Genomic DNA, 14,749 nt, shown 5'->3' with positions numbered 1-14,749 from the left:
ATGACCCCGAACAACGCCCCAGTATCTGGACAGCTGGCTGAAGCCATTGCGGACTTCGCCGAGTACCAACTCCAGGTGCTGGGGCGTTCGCCTGCCACGGTGAAGGGATATACCTCGGATTTAAAGAATCTGGCAGGCGAGATTGCCACGTTTGCGGAGTTTGACTTGAGCGCACTGCGCGCGTGGTTGGGCAAGGCTGTCGATGAAGGCAAGTCGCGGGCGACGCTGGCTCGGCGTACTGCGGCGGCGCGGGCGTTTTCGACGTGGGCGTGCCGCGAAGGCTACCTGGACAAAGATGTGGCAGCGCGGCTAAGCAGTCCGAAGGTCGGCCAGCACCTGCCGACGGTGTTGAGTGAAAAGGATGCTGGCGAGCTGATGGGGAATGCGGCATCGGAAAGCGAAGAGGAGTTCCTGCGTGACTCGGCGATGCTGGAGCTGCTCTATGCCACGGGTATGCGCGTAGCAGAGCTCGTCGGCCTCAACGTGGTGGACGTGGACCTGCAGCGCCGCACGGCACGGGTGACCGGTAAGGGTAATAAGCAGCGCGTGGTGCCTTTTGGGCAGGCTGCCGCAGACGCGCTTGCCGAATGGATTGACAAGGCACGTCCGGAGATGGCGAAGGATGAGCAGGCGTTGTTCGTCGGCAAGCGAGGCGCGCGCATTGACCCGCGTCAGGTGCGCAGGATTGTGGAGAAGGCAGCACAAGTCACCGGCGCGCCGGGATTAAGCCCGCACGGTCTGCGTCACAGCGCGGCGACACACCTACTGGAAGGCGGGGCGGACCTGCGCGTGGTGCAAGAAGTACTGGGACACTCCTCACTGCAGACCACGCAGATTTATACGCACGTCTCGGCGCAAAGGCTCAAAGATGTCTACAGTCAGGCGCACCCGCGGGCTTAGGCGGCGTCTAAGGGTTTGAGGCGGATGATGGGGGCATCGAGAAGCTCGAGCGGATCGATGTAGTCATCTTTGTCCACCCGGGCGCCCCAGTGCAGGCCGGGGTAGCCGTCGAAGGGATGGCCAAGCGTGCCAATCACGTCGCCTTCGAAGACCATGTCGCCGCGACTTACGCGCGCGTGGACGGGTTGGTAGGTGGTGCGGATGCCGTCGGGATGATCAATGGAAATGGTTGGTGTGCCGGCCACGCTGCCGGCGAAAGCGATGACACCGGAACCGGCGGCAAGAACTTCCTCGCCGACGTTTAAGTCCAGGTCGACGCCGCGGTGGCCGGCGAGCCATTTCTGCTCCGGTGGGTCAAAGCCGCGTAAGACCCGGTTGGGGAGCGGCTCGCCACTGGTGGGATCGACATACGCATCGGCCTCGTGCAGGCCTGCGCTTAAAGCCGCGGCTAAAGGAAGAGCAATGAGTAGGGACAGGGGACGAAAATGAGTTAAAGGTTTCATACCTGCTATGTTTCGGGCCCCACAGGTCAAGCGGAAGGGTCAATTGCTCAGCCTGTGGATAACTCCCGCGCGCTGGGACAGGTGAGGTGGAAGTGACGCCGGTGAGGTGGGGCATCGTCAAGCGTGTCTTAGTTTTGAAAACATGCCAGCGCAACGCTATTATTTAGCGCAGCAGTGTGTCTGGGTTTCAGATGCGCTGACTACGCGCGACGAAGAAGTTGCTTCCTGCTTTTTAAGGTTGCGACAGTCCGCGCCGACGTGGTCCCCATAGTAATTGGGGTGTTGGCCTGGGCCTTCGTTGCTAGGGTGCGGAATAAAACACCGCACATTTTCTTTGTTCAAAACCTAAATTCGAAAACAGAAAGCGAGCGAATCATGGCAGTTGTAACCATGCGCGAGCTCCTCGACGCTGGTGTGCACTTTGGCCACCAGACCCGTCGCTGGAATCCGAAGATGCGTCGTTTCATCTTCACCGACCGTAACGGCATCTACATCATCGACCTGCAGCAGACTCTGACCTACATCGATGAGGCATACGAGTTTGTCAAGGAAACCGTTGCACACGGCGGCACCATCCTGTTCGTCGGCACCAAGAAGCAGGCTCAGGAAGCCGTTGCTGAAGAGGCCGAGCGCGTTGGTATGCCGTACGTTAACCACCGCTGGCTCGGTGGCATGCTGACCAACTTCCAGACCGTTTCCAAGCGCCTGAAGCGCATGAAGGAACTGCAGGCAATGGATGCCGCAGAGGACGGCTACAAGGGCCGTACCAAGAAGGAAGTTCTGATGCTCAACCGCGAGCGCACCAAGCTGGAGCGCGTTCTCGGCGGCATCTCCGATATGACCAAGGCTCCGTCCGCACTGTGGATCGTTGACACCAACAAGGAGCACATCGCGGTCAAGGAAGCTCACAAGCTCAACATCCCGGTTGTTGCCATCCTGGACACCAACTGCGATCCGGACGAGGTCGACTTCCCGATCCCGGGCAACGACGACGCTATCCGCTCCACCAAGCTGCTGACCGGCATCGTTGCCTCCGCAGTGGACGAGGGCAAGAAGGCTCGCGAGGAGCGCCAGCTGGCCGCAGCTAAGGAAGCTGCCGGCGATTCTGCTGAGAAGGACGCACGCGATGCTAAGGAAGCAGCCGCTGCATCCGATCCGGCATCCGCTGAATCCGCAGAGTAAATAGTCACAACATTCTGGCTGTTTCCTGCTCTAGCAGGAAACAGAGTGTGACTTTAAACTATTAGCCCCCGCGCTCGTGGATACACGACGACGGGGGCTTGGTTTTCACGTAGGCTGGGCGGGGCTGAAAATACATCCACCCCGCAACGGGCACGATAAGTGCTCGTCGGCTACGCTATTTCAACGAATACTGTTTGAACCCAAGGAGGATCGCCCCAACTATGGCGAACTACACTGCTGCAGACGTTAAGGCACTGCGCGAATCTACCGGCTCCGGCATGCTCGATTGCAAGAAGGCCCTGGAAGAGGCCAACGGCGACTACGACAAGGCTGTTGAGATCCTGCGCATCAAGGGCGCTAAGAACGTCTCCAAGCGCGCTGAGCGTGAGGCTACCGAGGGCCTGGTTGCTGTCTCCGGCAACACCATGGTCGAGATCAACTGCGAGACCGACTTCGTTGCTAAGAACGACGCTTTCAAGTCCTTCGCAGCCAAGATTGCTGAAGCTGCAGGCGAGGCAAAGGTCAACTCCGGCGAAGAGCTCAACGCTCTGGAGCTGGACGGCAAGCCGGTTTCTGAGGTCGTTGCGGAAGAGTCCGCTAAGACCGGTGAGAAGCTGCAGGCACGCCGTGCAGTCACCATCGAAGGCGACAACGTTGAGGTTTACCTGCACCAGCGTTCCGCTGACCTGCCGCCGGCAGTGGGCGTTCTGGTCTCCTACGAGGGCAACGCAGAAGGCGCACACGCTGCCGCAATGCAGATTGCTGCGATGAAGGCTGAGTACCTCACCCGCGATGAGGTTCCGGCTGAGGTTGTCGAGAAGGAGCGCGAAATCGCTGAGGCTACCACCCGCGAGGAGGGCAAGCCGGAGGCTGCACTGCCGAAGATCGTGGAAGGCCGCCTGAACGGCTTCTTCAAGTCCATTGTTCTGCTGGAGCAGGCTTCCCTGTCTGACTCCAAGAAGACCGTCAAGCAGGTCGCAGAAGAGGCTGGCACCACCATCAAGGGCTTCGTCCGCTACGAGGTCGGCGCTTAAACCCCACCTTTTAACCTTCACCCCCACGTCGTCAGAATGCACTTTCTGACCGTGGGGGTGTCGGCGTTTTAGCAGGTCCTCGCGGATGTGAGTCAACGCCTTAGTTGTGGGTAAGATGGAACGGACCTACACGACGCGTTAAGGAGACGATGAGGGCGTGACTACTGCCGAGAGCAAGCGAACCGGATACAAGCGAGTAATGCTTAAGCTAGGCGGTGAAATGTTCGGCGGCGGCAAGGTCGGCATCGACCCGGATGTGGTGGAAAATGTCGCCCGCCAGATCGCTGAAGTTGCCTCCACTGGCACCGAAGTCGCCGTGGTTATTGGCGGCGGTAACTTCTTCCGCGGTGCTGAGCTGTCTCAGCGTGGCATGGACCGCGCCCGTTCGGACTACATGGGCATGCTGGGCACCGTGATGAACTCCCTGGCGCTGCAGGACTTCCTCAAGCAGCAGGGCATCGACTGCCGCGTGCAGACTTCTATCAACATGGCTCAGATTGCCGAGCCTTACCTGCCGCTGCGCGCTGACCGCCACCTGGAAAAGGGCCGCGTGGTCATCTTCGGCGCAGGCATGGGCATGCCGTACTTCTCCACTGACACCACCGCCGCACAGCGCGCGCTGGAAATCGGTGCAGAGGTGCTCTTCTTGGCCAAGGGCGTCGATGGCGTGTACTCCGATGACCCGCGCACCAACCCGGACGCGGAGCTTTTCGATGAAATCACGCCCCGCGAGGTCATCGAAAAGGGCCTCAAGGTCGCCGATGCCACCGCTTTCAGCCTGTGCATGGACAACGACATGCCAATTCTGGTCTTCAACCTGTTGACCGAGGGCAACATTGCACGCGCTGTGGCGGGCGAACAAATCGGCACGCTGGTTCAGTCCTCACAAGCTGACTAGATAACCTGCTAGATTCAACACAGTTACACCCACAAACTTAGGGAGAATTAACCCGCATGATCGACGAGATTCAGCTCGACGCCGAAGAGCACATGACCGCTTCCGTAGAGCACACCCGCGAGCAGCTGGTCACCATCCGCACCGGCCGCGCCAACCCTTCGATGTTCAACGGCTTGGTTGCTGAATACTACGGTGTTCCGACTCCGATTACTCAGATGGCTACCGTCTCGGTTCCGGAACCGCGCATGCTGCTGATTAAGCCTTATGAGCAGTCCATGATCCACGAGATCGAAAATGCTATCCGTAACTCGGACCTGGGCGTTAACCCGACTAACGATGGTCAGGTGCTGCGCGTGACCGTGCCGCAGCTGACCGAGGAACGTCGTAAGGAAATGGTCAAGCTGGCCAAGTCCAAGGGCGAGGACGGAAAGATTGCTATCCGCAACATCCGCCGCAAGGCCATGGAGCAGCTGAAGAAGCTGCAAAAAGATGGCGACGCCGGTGAGGACGAGGTCATCGCAGCCGAGAAGGAAATGGAAAAGATTACCTCCGGCTACATCGACCAGGTTGATGAACTGGTCGAAAACAAAGAAAACGAATTGATGGAGGTTTAAACTTCCACACAGTAGCCGCCGCGCCTTAGGCCGGCGGCACTTTTCTAGCCCAGCCCCCGCACGCTATAGCCGCATAAGAAGGAATACCAGTGAGCGAACCTAGCAGTCGATTGCGCAGCAGCCATCGTTTGCCACGGCCGAAAAACTCTGCCGGTCGTAACTTGCCTGCTGCCATCGGCGTCGGCGTGGGGCTGGGTGCCATCGTCGTTCTGGCGATCTGGATTGGTGTGCCGGCGTGGTACCTCGTGGTTGCCACCGCCATTGGCGTGGGCATGTGGGAAGTGCTCACCCGCCTGCGCGAGCACTCCTACTACGTCCCGCGCACGCTGCTGATTATTCTCGGCCAAGCGATGGTCTGGGTGTCTTGGCCTTTCGGCGCACCCGGCCTGGTCGCGGTCTATGTCACCGCAGTGCTGGTGTTAATGTTCGGCCGGTTATTCCACAACGGCCGCCACCGCCCACCGATTAACTATCTGCGCGATATGTCGGTTGGCATCTTCGTGCTGACCTGGGTGCCACTGTTCGGTTCTTTTGCCGCGATGTTGTCGCTGACGACGACTCCTTTTGCCTCCGGCACCGCATCGATCATTACGTTTATGCTGTGCGTGGTTGCTTCCGATGTCGGCGGCTACGTCTTCGGCGTCATGTTCGGCTCGCACCCCATGGCACCAGCTGTCAGCCCCAAGAAGTCCTGGGAAGGCTTCGGCGGCTCTATCCTCTTTGGCGTTGTCACCGGTGCACTGTCGGTGAAGCTGCTACTGCATCACGATGCTTGGGTTGGCGCACTCATGGGCTTAATCTTCGTCTTCTGTGCCACCCTCGGCGACCTGGTGGAATCCCAGTTCAAGCGCGAGCTCGGCATTAAAGACATGTCGAACATCCTGCCTGGCCACGGCGGCCTCATGGATCGCCTCGATGGCATGCTGCCCTCGGCGATGGTCACCTGGGTGGCGTTTAGCTTCCTCGGCACGTTCGGCTAACAAGTAGCCGAACGCAGACCTGACGCCTTAACCGAACAGGGGAGGGCGGAAGCCTAACCTAACCCGCGTAAAAAATCCTATTTTTTACGCGCTTGGCGGCGCAGCTCAAACATGCGCCAGCCACCGACCAGCGCCATGATGAGCGCGCCGAAGATGGTGCAGATCAGGTAAGCGATACCGGCGGGGAAGGTGCCGGACCAGCCGAGGAAATTAATCGGAACCTGCTGCTGGTTCTGCATGATGAACACAATGAGCAAGATAAGCAGCAGGAAGCCAATAATCAGCCCGGCCCAGGTGCTGGCTGCCAGGGTGCGGCCTTTGTCCTGGGTGCCCTTGTTGTTGGACTCCGGGAAGGTAGTCGGGGTGGTGTAGTCCGGGGCATCGTCAGGCGTGCGGGTAGGCTCCGGTGCAGTCTCTGGCGCTGGTTCCGGAGCGGTGGTCTCCGTGGGCTCGAAGTCAGGCAGCTCGTTGGAATTGTTGCGGGCTGTATTATTGGGCTCAGTCATATCCCCATTTAATCGCGAATATCGTCGTTTGTGCCACTTGAACCGACTAGGAATTGGGGAAAGGTGGCTGAAGGTGGAAAAATAGGCGAAACCATGGCTGAACCAATTAAACTGAATTTCTCTGCACCGCGCCGCGGACTCCCGCCGAAGCATTTTGCGGATTTGTCTGTAGATGAGCGCATCGACAAGCTGGCTGAGATTGGCCTGCCGAAGTTTCGGGCCAAGCAGCTAGCCAAGCACTACTACGAGCACTACACCGCGGATGTCGAGAAGATGACTGACATCCCGGCGGGCAAGCGGGAGGCAGTGCAAGAAGCACTCTTCCCAACGTTGATGCAGCCGCTGCGTCACACCTCCACTGATGATGGGGAGACCACCAAGTCTCTGTGGCGCCTGCACGATGGCACCCTGCTCGAATCGGTGCTCATGCGCTACCCGGGACGAGCAACGCTGTGTATTTCTTCCCAGGCCGGCTGCGGTATGGCCTGTCCTTTTTGCGCTACTGGCCAGGGTGGACTGGACCGCAACCTGTCGACGGCGGAAATCGTCGAGCAATTCCGCAACGCCGCCGCGGAGATGGAAGCTGAAGGCTCCCGTCTGACCAATGTGGTGTTTATGGGCATGGGCGAGCCGCTGGCCAACTACAAGCGCGTGGTCCAGGCCGTGCGCCAGATTGTCGGCCAGGACGGCGAAGGCTTTGGCCTGTCCCAGCGCAACGTGACCATCTCCACGGTTGGTTTGGCACCAGCTATCCGCAAGCTTGCCGATGAAGACCTCTCCTGCACCCTCGCCGTCTCCCTGCACACCCCAGATGATGAGCTGCGCGATAACCTCGTGCCGGTCAACAACCGATGGCCGGTGGAAGAGGTCCTCGATGCTGCGCGCTACTACGCCGATTCTTCTGGTCGCCGCGTCTCCATTGAGTACGCGCTGATTCGCGATAAGAACGACCAGGACTTCCGCGCGGACATGCTCGGTAGGAAGCTGCACGCGGCACTGGGCTCGAAGGTGCACGTCAACGTTATTCCGCTGAACCCGACCCCGGGTTCGGAGTGGGATGCGGCACCGAAGGATCGCCAAGACGAGTTCGTTCGTCGCGTGCAGGCCCAGGGCGTGCCGTGTACGGTGCGCGATACCAAGGGCGATGAGATTGCCGCGGCCTGTGGCCAGCTGGCTGCTGATGAGCTGGAAGGCCAGTCCGCGTAACCATTCCCCAAGGCTGCGGCTGCAAAGTGCATCATGTAAGTTATGGTGCATGAATGCACAGCAGCCACAGAATGTCACCAGCGATTCGCGTACTCAAGCCATGGCGGTGCGCGGATTGTCGAAAAGGTTTGGCTCCCAGATGGCCGTTCAGGATTTACACCTGGACGTGCCCAAGGGAGCCATTTTTGGCATTGTGGGCCCGAATGGTGCAGGTAAGACCACGATGCTGACCATGGCTTGTGGTCTGCAGCGCCCTGATGCGGGCGTGGCCTTTGTCGGCGGGCACAACGTGTGGGAAGACCCTATCCCCGCCAAACGCGCGATGGGGCTGCTCATGGATGGCGCGCCAGTCTTCGACCGCCTGACTGGTGCGGAATACCTCTACTACTTAGGTGCGCTGCGCAAACTGGATCCAGTCGAGGTAGAGCAGCGCACACGTGAGCTTCTCGATGCACTTGACCTCAACCAAGTCCCCGACAAGCGGATTAGCGACTACTCCGCCGGCATGACCAAAAAGATTTTGCTGGCCGGTGCGCTGCTGCACGACCCGGACGTGCTGGTACTGGATGAGCCCTTGGAGGCCGTTGACCCAGTCAGCGGTGAGCTGATTCAGCAACTGCTGCGCACCTTCGCCAGGCGCGGCGGCACGGTGATCTTGTCTTCCCACGTCATGCAGCTCGTCGAGGGCCTGTGCGACCACGTCGCACTCATTACCGAAGGCCACGCCGTGCGTGCCGGCCACGTCGACGAGGTACGCCAGGGCCGCAGCCTTACCGACGTCTTTATTGAGACCGTCGGCGGGGGCGACTTACAAGAAGGCTCCTTCGGCTGGCTAGGCGCGAAGCGCGGTGCAGAAGACCCGCGCATCGCCGGGGAACAGGAAGGGGAGGAGCACCGTGGCTAAGACGCTGTTTCAACTCCACAAGGTGTTGTGGAAGCGCATGTTCTCTGAGAACAAAGCCATGCTGGCTTCCACCATCTTGATTGGCATATACGCGCTTTTGGGTCTGCTGTCGTTGTGCTCGCTGGTGTGGCTGGACTTGTCCTTTAATGGCGGGCACTACCAATCCATTACTGTGCCGGTAGCGCTGGGCTTGGTTGCCTACGTCATGGTCGGGTTGGTCATGCCCGCGGGTGAGAACCAGCTGCGCGTCAAAGATCTCAGCGCATTACCGCTGGAGTTTAAAGAACTACGCGGGGGCTTAGCGCTGGCATCGTTATTTAGCACCCGCGTGTGGCTGTCTGCTGTGACCACGGTTATCTACACCGTGGTTGCGAGCCTGCAGCTGGTCAGCAGTGGCATTCCTCTAGCGATTCTTGCCTTCATTCCCGCGATGGTGCTGGCCTTTGTGACCACGATTATCGCGGGTGAACTCGTCACGCAGCTGGGCGCGAACTCTGATTCGATGCGCAAAGAAACCAAGATGGCGCTAACAACCGTCGGTGTGTTCTTGCTGATCATCGCAGTCATTCAGCTTCCGCGTCTGGAAGACCTCGGTGTTCCGCTCGACAGCATCGGCACCGTACTGGCGTGGACTCCGGTTGGCGCGTGCGTGGGCTGGGCGATGTCACTGGCTAATGGTGCGTACTTTGCTGCGGTGGCGCAGCTGCTTATCGCAGTGGCCACGGTGGTGGGGTTGGCCTGGGGATGGCAGCGCAGCATCGTCAAGCAATGGATGAACCCTGTTGCCGTGCAGTCTAAGGAGAAGAAGGAACGCAACAACGGGGCGAAGGCCCTGCGTGTGCCGAAGGGGATTTATGGTCCCGCGGCGCTGGAGTTTCGACGGTCGTTGCTGTATTTCTTCCGCGATGGACGGTTTCTGGCCACGGTGGCGATGTTCCCCATCCTGATGGTGTTCATGCTCTGGCAGTCGGAGGGCGACATGATGTTCTCGGCTTACTTGGGCATCGTGATGCTGGGTGTGCTGGGTGGCATTGCTGCGTCGAATGACTTTGGCTACGACGGACCTTCGCTGTGGCTGAAGATGTCTGCGCCGGTGAAACCACACGTGTTCTTGCTGGCTCGTCATGCCGCGCAGCTGCTGCTGCCAGTGATTGCGGTGTCGGTGATGGGCATCGGCATCGTGGTCATGGCTAACGACAAGCAAGTCGCGTTCGCAGTCTGGTTGGCCAGCTATGGCGTGCTGGCCTCTGGTGCTGCCTTCGCTTTGGCGTTAACGACGTTTAACCCTTACCCGATGTCGCGACCAGGTACGAACCCGTGGTCGGACAAGGCTGGCTATTCTTCGGCAGCACTGATGACGAGCATCATCGCGATTCTGTTTGGCTGGTTGCCCGCGGTTCCTGGCGGCATCATGATGATTCTCTTCGCTGGTTCCAGCACCGTCGGACTCTTTGCCGGTGCAGCAGTTGCTGTCGCAGTCCCGGCCGTTATCTACGCGATTACCATCGTGGTCAGCATCGAACGCGTAGATAAGCGCATGCCGGAGATTTACGACAAGGTCAAGACCTGGGTGTCCTAAAGCTTCGGCGCGCAAAACACAACAATGCCCGGTCACAAGGACCAGGCATTGGGGAAGCTAAAAGCTCTTAGAGAGCGTGGCGCGGAGACTCAGAAACCGGCTGAGCAGCACCCTCGCCGCGCAGGTGAGCAACGCGGGAAGGTTCGATGTTCAGGGCGCGCAGCTCAGCATCGTTAAGCTCGGCGTAAGCACCAGTGGAAGTCTTCTGCAGGTAGATCCAGTCCGGCTCCACGTGGCCTTCCGGCTGGTTGTGGGAGGTCACGGTGCGAACCTGGCTCAGCTTCGGCTGGAAACCGTGGATCAGCAGGCCCAGGGCCAGGACCACTGCCAGGGCGATCAGCCAGATGGTCTCCACATGGCCATTGTGGTTACCAAAGTTGTAGGCCAGCAGGATGAAAACGCTTACCCAGCCAGCAACCTGGATGCCGCCACGGCTCAGTGCGGACCAACCAAAAGCTGCGGATGGGACGTCGTCGGTGGATACTCCGTTGTACACCTGCGGTTCCGACTTGTGGGCAGACACGTGCTCTCCTTCGCTAATGCCGCATGCTCTTGGTCAATCACCCAGTGTCCTGGGGTGGTAGAGCATACGAAAATGCCATTTATCTGTATGACATTCTAAATCATTTGCCTGCCCGTCGCGATTAAATACCCCCGGATTCTTCTATACGACTTAATTCCGTACCGACTAGGCTGGGTCGGGTGAATATCAAGCGTGTACTTATTCTCGGTTCAACCGGTTCGATTGGCACTCAGGCCCTGGAGGTCATCGCTGACAACCCGGACAAGTTTGCAGTGGTAGGCATTGCGGCTGGTGGGTCGGATCCGCAGGCCATCGTGAAACAAGCGCGTGAGCTCAACCTTTCGTTTGACCACGTTGCCGTGGCCGATCCCACAGCGGCCAAGGAAGTATCTGAGGCCTTAGGTGGCACGGTGCGCAGCGGAAAGCAGGCCGCAGCGGAGCTGACCAAGGACGTCGAGTGCGACACGGTGCTTAACGCCTTGGTGGGTTCGTTGGGTCTGCAGTCGACGCTGGCAGCACTGGAGGGTGGACGCACCCTGGCGCTGGCCAATAAGGAGTCCCTGGTTGCCGGTGGTGCCATCGTGATGGATAAGGCACAACCTGGCCAGCTGGTGCCGGTGGATTCGGAGCACTCGGCGATGGCGCAGTGCCTGTGGGGTGGCACGCGCGAGGAACTGGACAAGCTGGTGCTGACTGCCTCGGGTGGTCCTTTCCGCGGGCAGACGCGTGAGCAGATGTGGGATGTCACCCCGGAGCAGGCAGCGCAGCATCCGACGTGGTCGATGGGGCAGATGAACACCCTGAATTCCGCGACGCTGATTAATAAGGGCTTGGAGCTGATCGAGGCCAGCTTGCTCTTTGACCTGTCGCCGGAGCGTATCGATGTCACCGTGCACCCGCAGTCGGTCATTCACTCCATGGCCACGTTTGTCGATGGCTGCACTATTGCGCAAGCCTCGCCGCCGTCGATGAAGCTGCCGATTTCCCTGGCGCTGGATTGGCCGCATCGCGTGCCGAAGGCGCAGCCGGCGCTGGACTTTAGACAAGCACACACCTGGGAGTTTGAGCCGCTGGATGATAAGGCCTTCCCGGCAGTGCAGCTGGCACGCGACGCTGCAGCAGCAGGGGGTAGTGCGGGTGCGGTCTACAACGCCGCGAATGAGGAGGCTGCCGTGGCCTTTTTGGCAGGTCGTATCCACTTCCCAGAAATCGTCGATGTGGTTGGCCAAGTACTGGGTGCTTCCTCCCAGTTTGCTGGTGTACCCTCAACCGTCGACGATGTTCTCGCAGTAGAAAGCGAGGCACGCCGCCGCGCGAACGCGCTGGTGGATACCCTGGCAAACTAGAAAGTTCGTTTCGATGGCAAACCTCCTGGGCATTATCCTTTTTGCCTTGGGGATCGGCATTACCGTGGCCCTGCACGAAGCAGGGCACATGGTGGCAGCTCGTTCCTTTGGCATGCGCGTGCGCCGCTACTACATTGGCTTCGGCCCACGTGTGGCGTCTTTTCAGCGCGGGCATACCGAATACGGCCTTGCCGCTTTGCCGGTCGGTGGCTTTTGTGACATCGCGGGCATGACCCCACAAGATGAGTTCGTCACAGAAGAAGAACGCCCCCATGTGATGTATGAAAAGCCCTGGTGGCAGCGCATTATCGTGCTGGCCGCCGGTGTGGCAGTCAACCTGCTGCTGGGCTTTATTATCTTGCTGCTCGTCGCAATGAGCTCTGGTTTGCCCGACCCGAATGCGGATGTGCGCCCGCGCGTAGGCGAGGTGACCTGTTCGGCGGACCAGCGCCCGGACCAGACCCTGGAATCCTGCGTCGGTGAAGGCCCGGCAGGAGCTGCCGGTGTTGAAGTCGGCGACATTATTCTCTCGCTGGACAACGAGCCGATTGAGGACTTCACCCAGCTACGAGATGAGGTCATCGCCCGCCCGGGTGAAACCGTCGAGCTCGGCGTGGAGCGCGATGGTCAGCAGCGCGAGTTCACCGTGCACTTAGATACCGTCAAGCGCCTTAACCCCCAGGGTGAGCTGGTGGATGCCGGTTCGATTGGTTTGACCAATCAGGTGCTGGATATCGTCGAAAAGCATGACTTTGTCAGTGCTTTCCCGGCGACCTGGGAGTACTCCTGGTTCATGCTCGATGCCACGGTGCAAGGCATTAAGGAATTCCCCTCCAAGATTCCAGGGGTCGTCGCCTCCATCTTTGGCCAAGAGCGCGACGTCAACGGCCCAATGTCGGTCGTCGGTGCCTCCCGTGTTGGTGGCGAGTTGGTCGAGCGCAACCTGTGGGCGACGTTCTTTATGATGCTGGCGACGCTGAACTTCTTCCTTGCGTTGTTCAATCTCATCCCTCTGCCACCTTTTGATGGCGGTCACATCGCAGTGATCATCTACGAAAAGATCCGCGACTTCATCCGCCGCCTGATGGGCAAGAAACCTGCAGGTCCTGCCGACTACACACGCCTGATTCCGATCACCTATGCCATCGCAGCACTGCTGCTGACACTGGGCGTGGTCATCATCATTGCCGATGTGGTTAACCCGATTAGATTGTTTGGTTAGCCAGCCAACCTCGGAACGCGGCGGGGACAAAGCGTAGAACTTCTGCAGTGCTAAAGTAGTGCCGTACATCCCCATGCAGTCTTGATGCAAGCAAGGAGCGTTCATGTCGACTATTGGTCTTGGAATTCCAGATGGCCCACCACCCACGTTGGCGCCGCGCCGGAAGACGCGACAGCTCTTCGTCGGACCAGTAGGTGTGGGCTCGGATCATCCGATCTCTGTGCAGTCGATGACCACGACCAAAACCCACGATGTGAATGCCACGCTGCAGCAGATTGCCCAGCTGACCGCTAGTGGCTGCGACATCGTGCGCGTGGCCTGCCCGAAGCCTATCGATGCTGAGGCACTCCCGGCGATTGCGAAGAAGTCGCCGATTCCGGTTATTGCGGATATTCACTTCCAGCCGAAGTACATCTTCCAGGCGATTGATGCTGGTTGCGCTGCGGTTCGTGTGAATCCGGGCAACATCAAGGAGTTCGACGGCCGCGTCAAGGAAGTGGCGAAGGCTGCCGGCGATGCGGGCATCCCGATCCGTATTGGTGTCAACGGCGGTTCGCTGGATAAGCGCCTGCTGGAAAAGTACGGCAAGGCTACCCCGGAAGCACTGGTGGAGTCCGCTATCTGGGAAGCAGGTCTGTTCGAGGAGCATGGCTATGGCGACATTGCTATCTCCGTGAAGCACTCTGACCCGGTCCTCATGGTCGAGGCTTACCGCCAGCTGGCTGAAAAGACTGACTACCCGTTGCACCTCGGTGTGACTGAGGCGGGCCCGAAGTTCATGGGCACCATCAAGTCTTCCGTTGCTTTCGGCGCACTGCTGGCAGAGGGCATTGGCGATACCATTCGCGTGTCCCTGTCTGCTGACCCGGTCGAAGAGGTCAAGGTCGGCGACCAGATTCTGCAGGCGATGAACCTGCGCCCACGCAAGCTGGAGATCGTCTCCTGCCCGTCCTGTGGCCGTGCACAGGTGGACGTCTACAAGCTGGCCGAAGAGGTCACCGCTGGCCTGGAGGGCATGGAGTTCCCACTGCGTGTGGCCGTCATGGGCTGCGTTGTCAACGGCCCGGGCGAGGCTCGCGATGCCGACCTCGGTGTGGCATCCGGTAACGGTAAGGGCCAGATCTTCGTCAAGGGTGAGGTCATCAAGACCGTGCCTGAGTCCAAGATTGTGGAAACGCTGATTGAGGAAGCAACCCGCATCGCCGACGAACAAGGCCTCGAGGCCGTCGAAGGTGCTAAGGCGGAAGTTCGCGTGACTCAGTAGCCCAAACACAGCGGCTAGCACTAACACAGCGGTGAGGACGACGGTCTAGTCACTGCACTTGAGCGCCCTGCATGGAGGTATGACACTC

General features: G+C 59.5%; 15 protein-coding genes. 12 read left to right on the top strand and 3 right to left on the bottom strand.

Annotation, left to right across the window (positions count from 1 at the left end; all coding sequences use genetic code 11):
• Positions 1-900, top strand: coding sequence for a tyrosine recombinase XerC (locus tag UL81_RS07260; protein WP_035105062.1), 900 nt, complete (start codon positions 1-3; stop codon positions 898-900).
• Here UL81_RS07260 and UL81_RS07255 read toward each other — a convergent pair.
• Positions 897-1,403: a M23 family metallopeptidase gene (locus UL81_RS07255; RefSeq protein WP_035105059.1), complete on the bottom strand. Its 507-nt coding sequence runs from the start codon at positions 1,401-1,403 to the stop codon at positions 897-899. The genes UL81_RS07260 and UL81_RS07255 overlap by 4 nt on opposite strands.
• Positions 1,404-1,778: 375 nt before the next feature.
• Here UL81_RS07255 and rpsB point away from each other — a divergent pair, with 375 nt between their 5' ends.
• The 5 genes from rpsB (at position 1,779) to UL81_RS07230 (ending at position 6,111) form a co-directional block, all read left to right on the top strand.
• Positions 1,779-2,585 (top strand): 30S ribosomal protein S2, encoded by an 807-nt coding sequence (gene rpsB, locus UL81_RS07250; protein ID WP_035105057.1) that lies wholly within the window; start codon positions 1,779-1,781, stop codon positions 2,583-2,585.
• A gap of 221 nt (positions 2,586-2,806) precedes the next feature.
• Positions 2,807-3,619 carry a translation elongation factor Ts gene (tsf, locus tag UL81_RS07245; RefSeq protein WP_035105054.1) on the top strand — a complete coding sequence of 271 codons (813 nt, stop codon included), beginning with the start codon at positions 2,807-2,809 and terminating at the stop codon, positions 3,617-3,619.
• 199 nt (positions 3,620-3,818) lie between these two features.
• Positions 3,819-4,517, top strand: coding sequence for a UMP kinase (pyrH, locus tag UL81_RS07240; protein ID WP_046453682.1), 699 nt, complete (start codon positions 3,819-3,821; stop codon positions 4,515-4,517).
• A 56-nt stretch (positions 4,518-4,573) separates the two neighbouring features.
• Positions 4,574-5,131 (top strand): ribosome recycling factor, encoded by a 558-nt coding sequence (gene frr, locus UL81_RS07235; RefSeq protein ID WP_035105048.1) that lies wholly within the window; start codon positions 4,574-4,576, stop codon positions 5,129-5,131.
• Positions 5,132-5,220: 89 nt separating this feature from the next.
• Entirely contained in the window at positions 5,221-6,111 is an 891-nt protein-coding gene (locus UL81_RS07230) for a phosphatidate cytidylyltransferase (protein ID WP_179944085.1), read from the top strand.
• 77 nt (positions 6,112-6,188) lie between these two features.
• On the opposite strand, the gene UL81_RS07225 is transcribed toward UL81_RS07230, so the two are convergent.
• On the bottom strand, positions 6,189-6,617 hold the full coding sequence (locus tag UL81_RS07225) for a LapA family protein (protein WP_035105046.1): 429 nt from the start codon (positions 6,615-6,617) through the stop codon (positions 6,189-6,191).
• A 93-nt stretch (positions 6,618-6,710) separates the two neighbouring features.
• On the opposite strand from UL81_RS07225, the gene rlmN reads away from it, so the two are divergent.
• The 3 genes from rlmN to UL81_RS07210 are packed head-to-tail and all read left to right on the top strand — an operon-like array spanning position 6,711 to position 10,306.
• Complete coding sequence (gene rlmN / locus UL81_RS07220; protein WP_035105477.1) at positions 6,711-7,823, top strand: 23S rRNA (adenine(2503)-C(2))-methyltransferase RlmN; 1,113 nt, start codon at positions 6,711-6,713, stop codon at positions 7,821-7,823.
• A 49-nt stretch (positions 7,824-7,872) separates the two neighbouring features.
• On the top strand, positions 7,873-8,727 hold the full coding sequence (locus UL81_RS07215; RefSeq protein WP_035105043.1) for an ABC transporter ATP-binding protein: 855 nt from the start codon (positions 7,873-7,875) through the stop codon (positions 8,725-8,727).
• Positions 8,720-10,306, top strand: a complete 1,587-nt coding sequence (locus UL81_RS07210) for a hypothetical protein (protein WP_035105041.1) — start codon at positions 8,720-8,722, stop codon at positions 10,304-10,306. Before UL81_RS07215 ends, UL81_RS07210 begins: the two co-directional genes overlap by 8 nt.
• Before the next feature lie 67 nt (positions 10,307-10,373).
• Here UL81_RS07210 and UL81_RS07205 read toward each other — a convergent pair whose 3' ends face one another.
• A complete protein-coding gene (locus UL81_RS07205) occupies positions 10,374-10,829 on the bottom strand; it encodes a DUF2631 domain-containing protein (RefSeq protein ID WP_035105039.1) in 456 nt (151 codons plus the stop codon).
• Positions 10,830-11,008: 179 nt separating this feature from the next.
• On the opposite strand from UL81_RS07205, the gene dxr reads away from it, so the two are divergent.
• The 3 genes from dxr (at position 11,009) to ispG (ending at position 14,661) form a co-directional block, all read left to right on the top strand.
• Complete coding sequence (dxr, locus tag UL81_RS07200) at positions 11,009-12,175, top strand: 1-deoxy-D-xylulose-5-phosphate reductoisomerase (RefSeq protein WP_046453434.1); 1,167 nt, start codon at positions 11,009-11,011, stop codon at positions 12,173-12,175.
• Positions 12,176-12,188: 13 nt separating this feature from the next.
• The gene (locus UL81_RS07195; RefSeq protein ID WP_035105036.1) at positions 12,189-13,397 is read left to right on the top strand and encodes a M50 family metallopeptidase; all 1,209 of its coding nucleotides are present in this window, start codon (positions 12,189-12,191) and stop codon (positions 13,395-13,397) included.
• Between the two features lie 103 nt (positions 13,398-13,500).
• The gene (gene ispG / locus UL81_RS07190; RefSeq protein WP_035105033.1) at positions 13,501-14,661 is read left to right on the top strand and encodes a flavodoxin-dependent (E)-4-hydroxy-3-methylbut-2-enyl-diphosphate synthase; all 1,161 of its coding nucleotides are present in this window, start codon (positions 13,501-13,503) and stop codon (positions 14,659-14,661) included.
• Positions 14,662-14,749 lie beyond the last annotated feature (88 nt).

It is taken from the genome of Corynebacterium camporealensis (assembly GCF_000980815.1).
Classification (GTDB): Bacteria; Actinomycetota; Actinomycetes; order Mycobacteriales; family Mycobacteriaceae; genus Corynebacterium; species Corynebacterium camporealense.
This window is presented reverse-complemented; position numbering and strand designations above follow the sequence as displayed.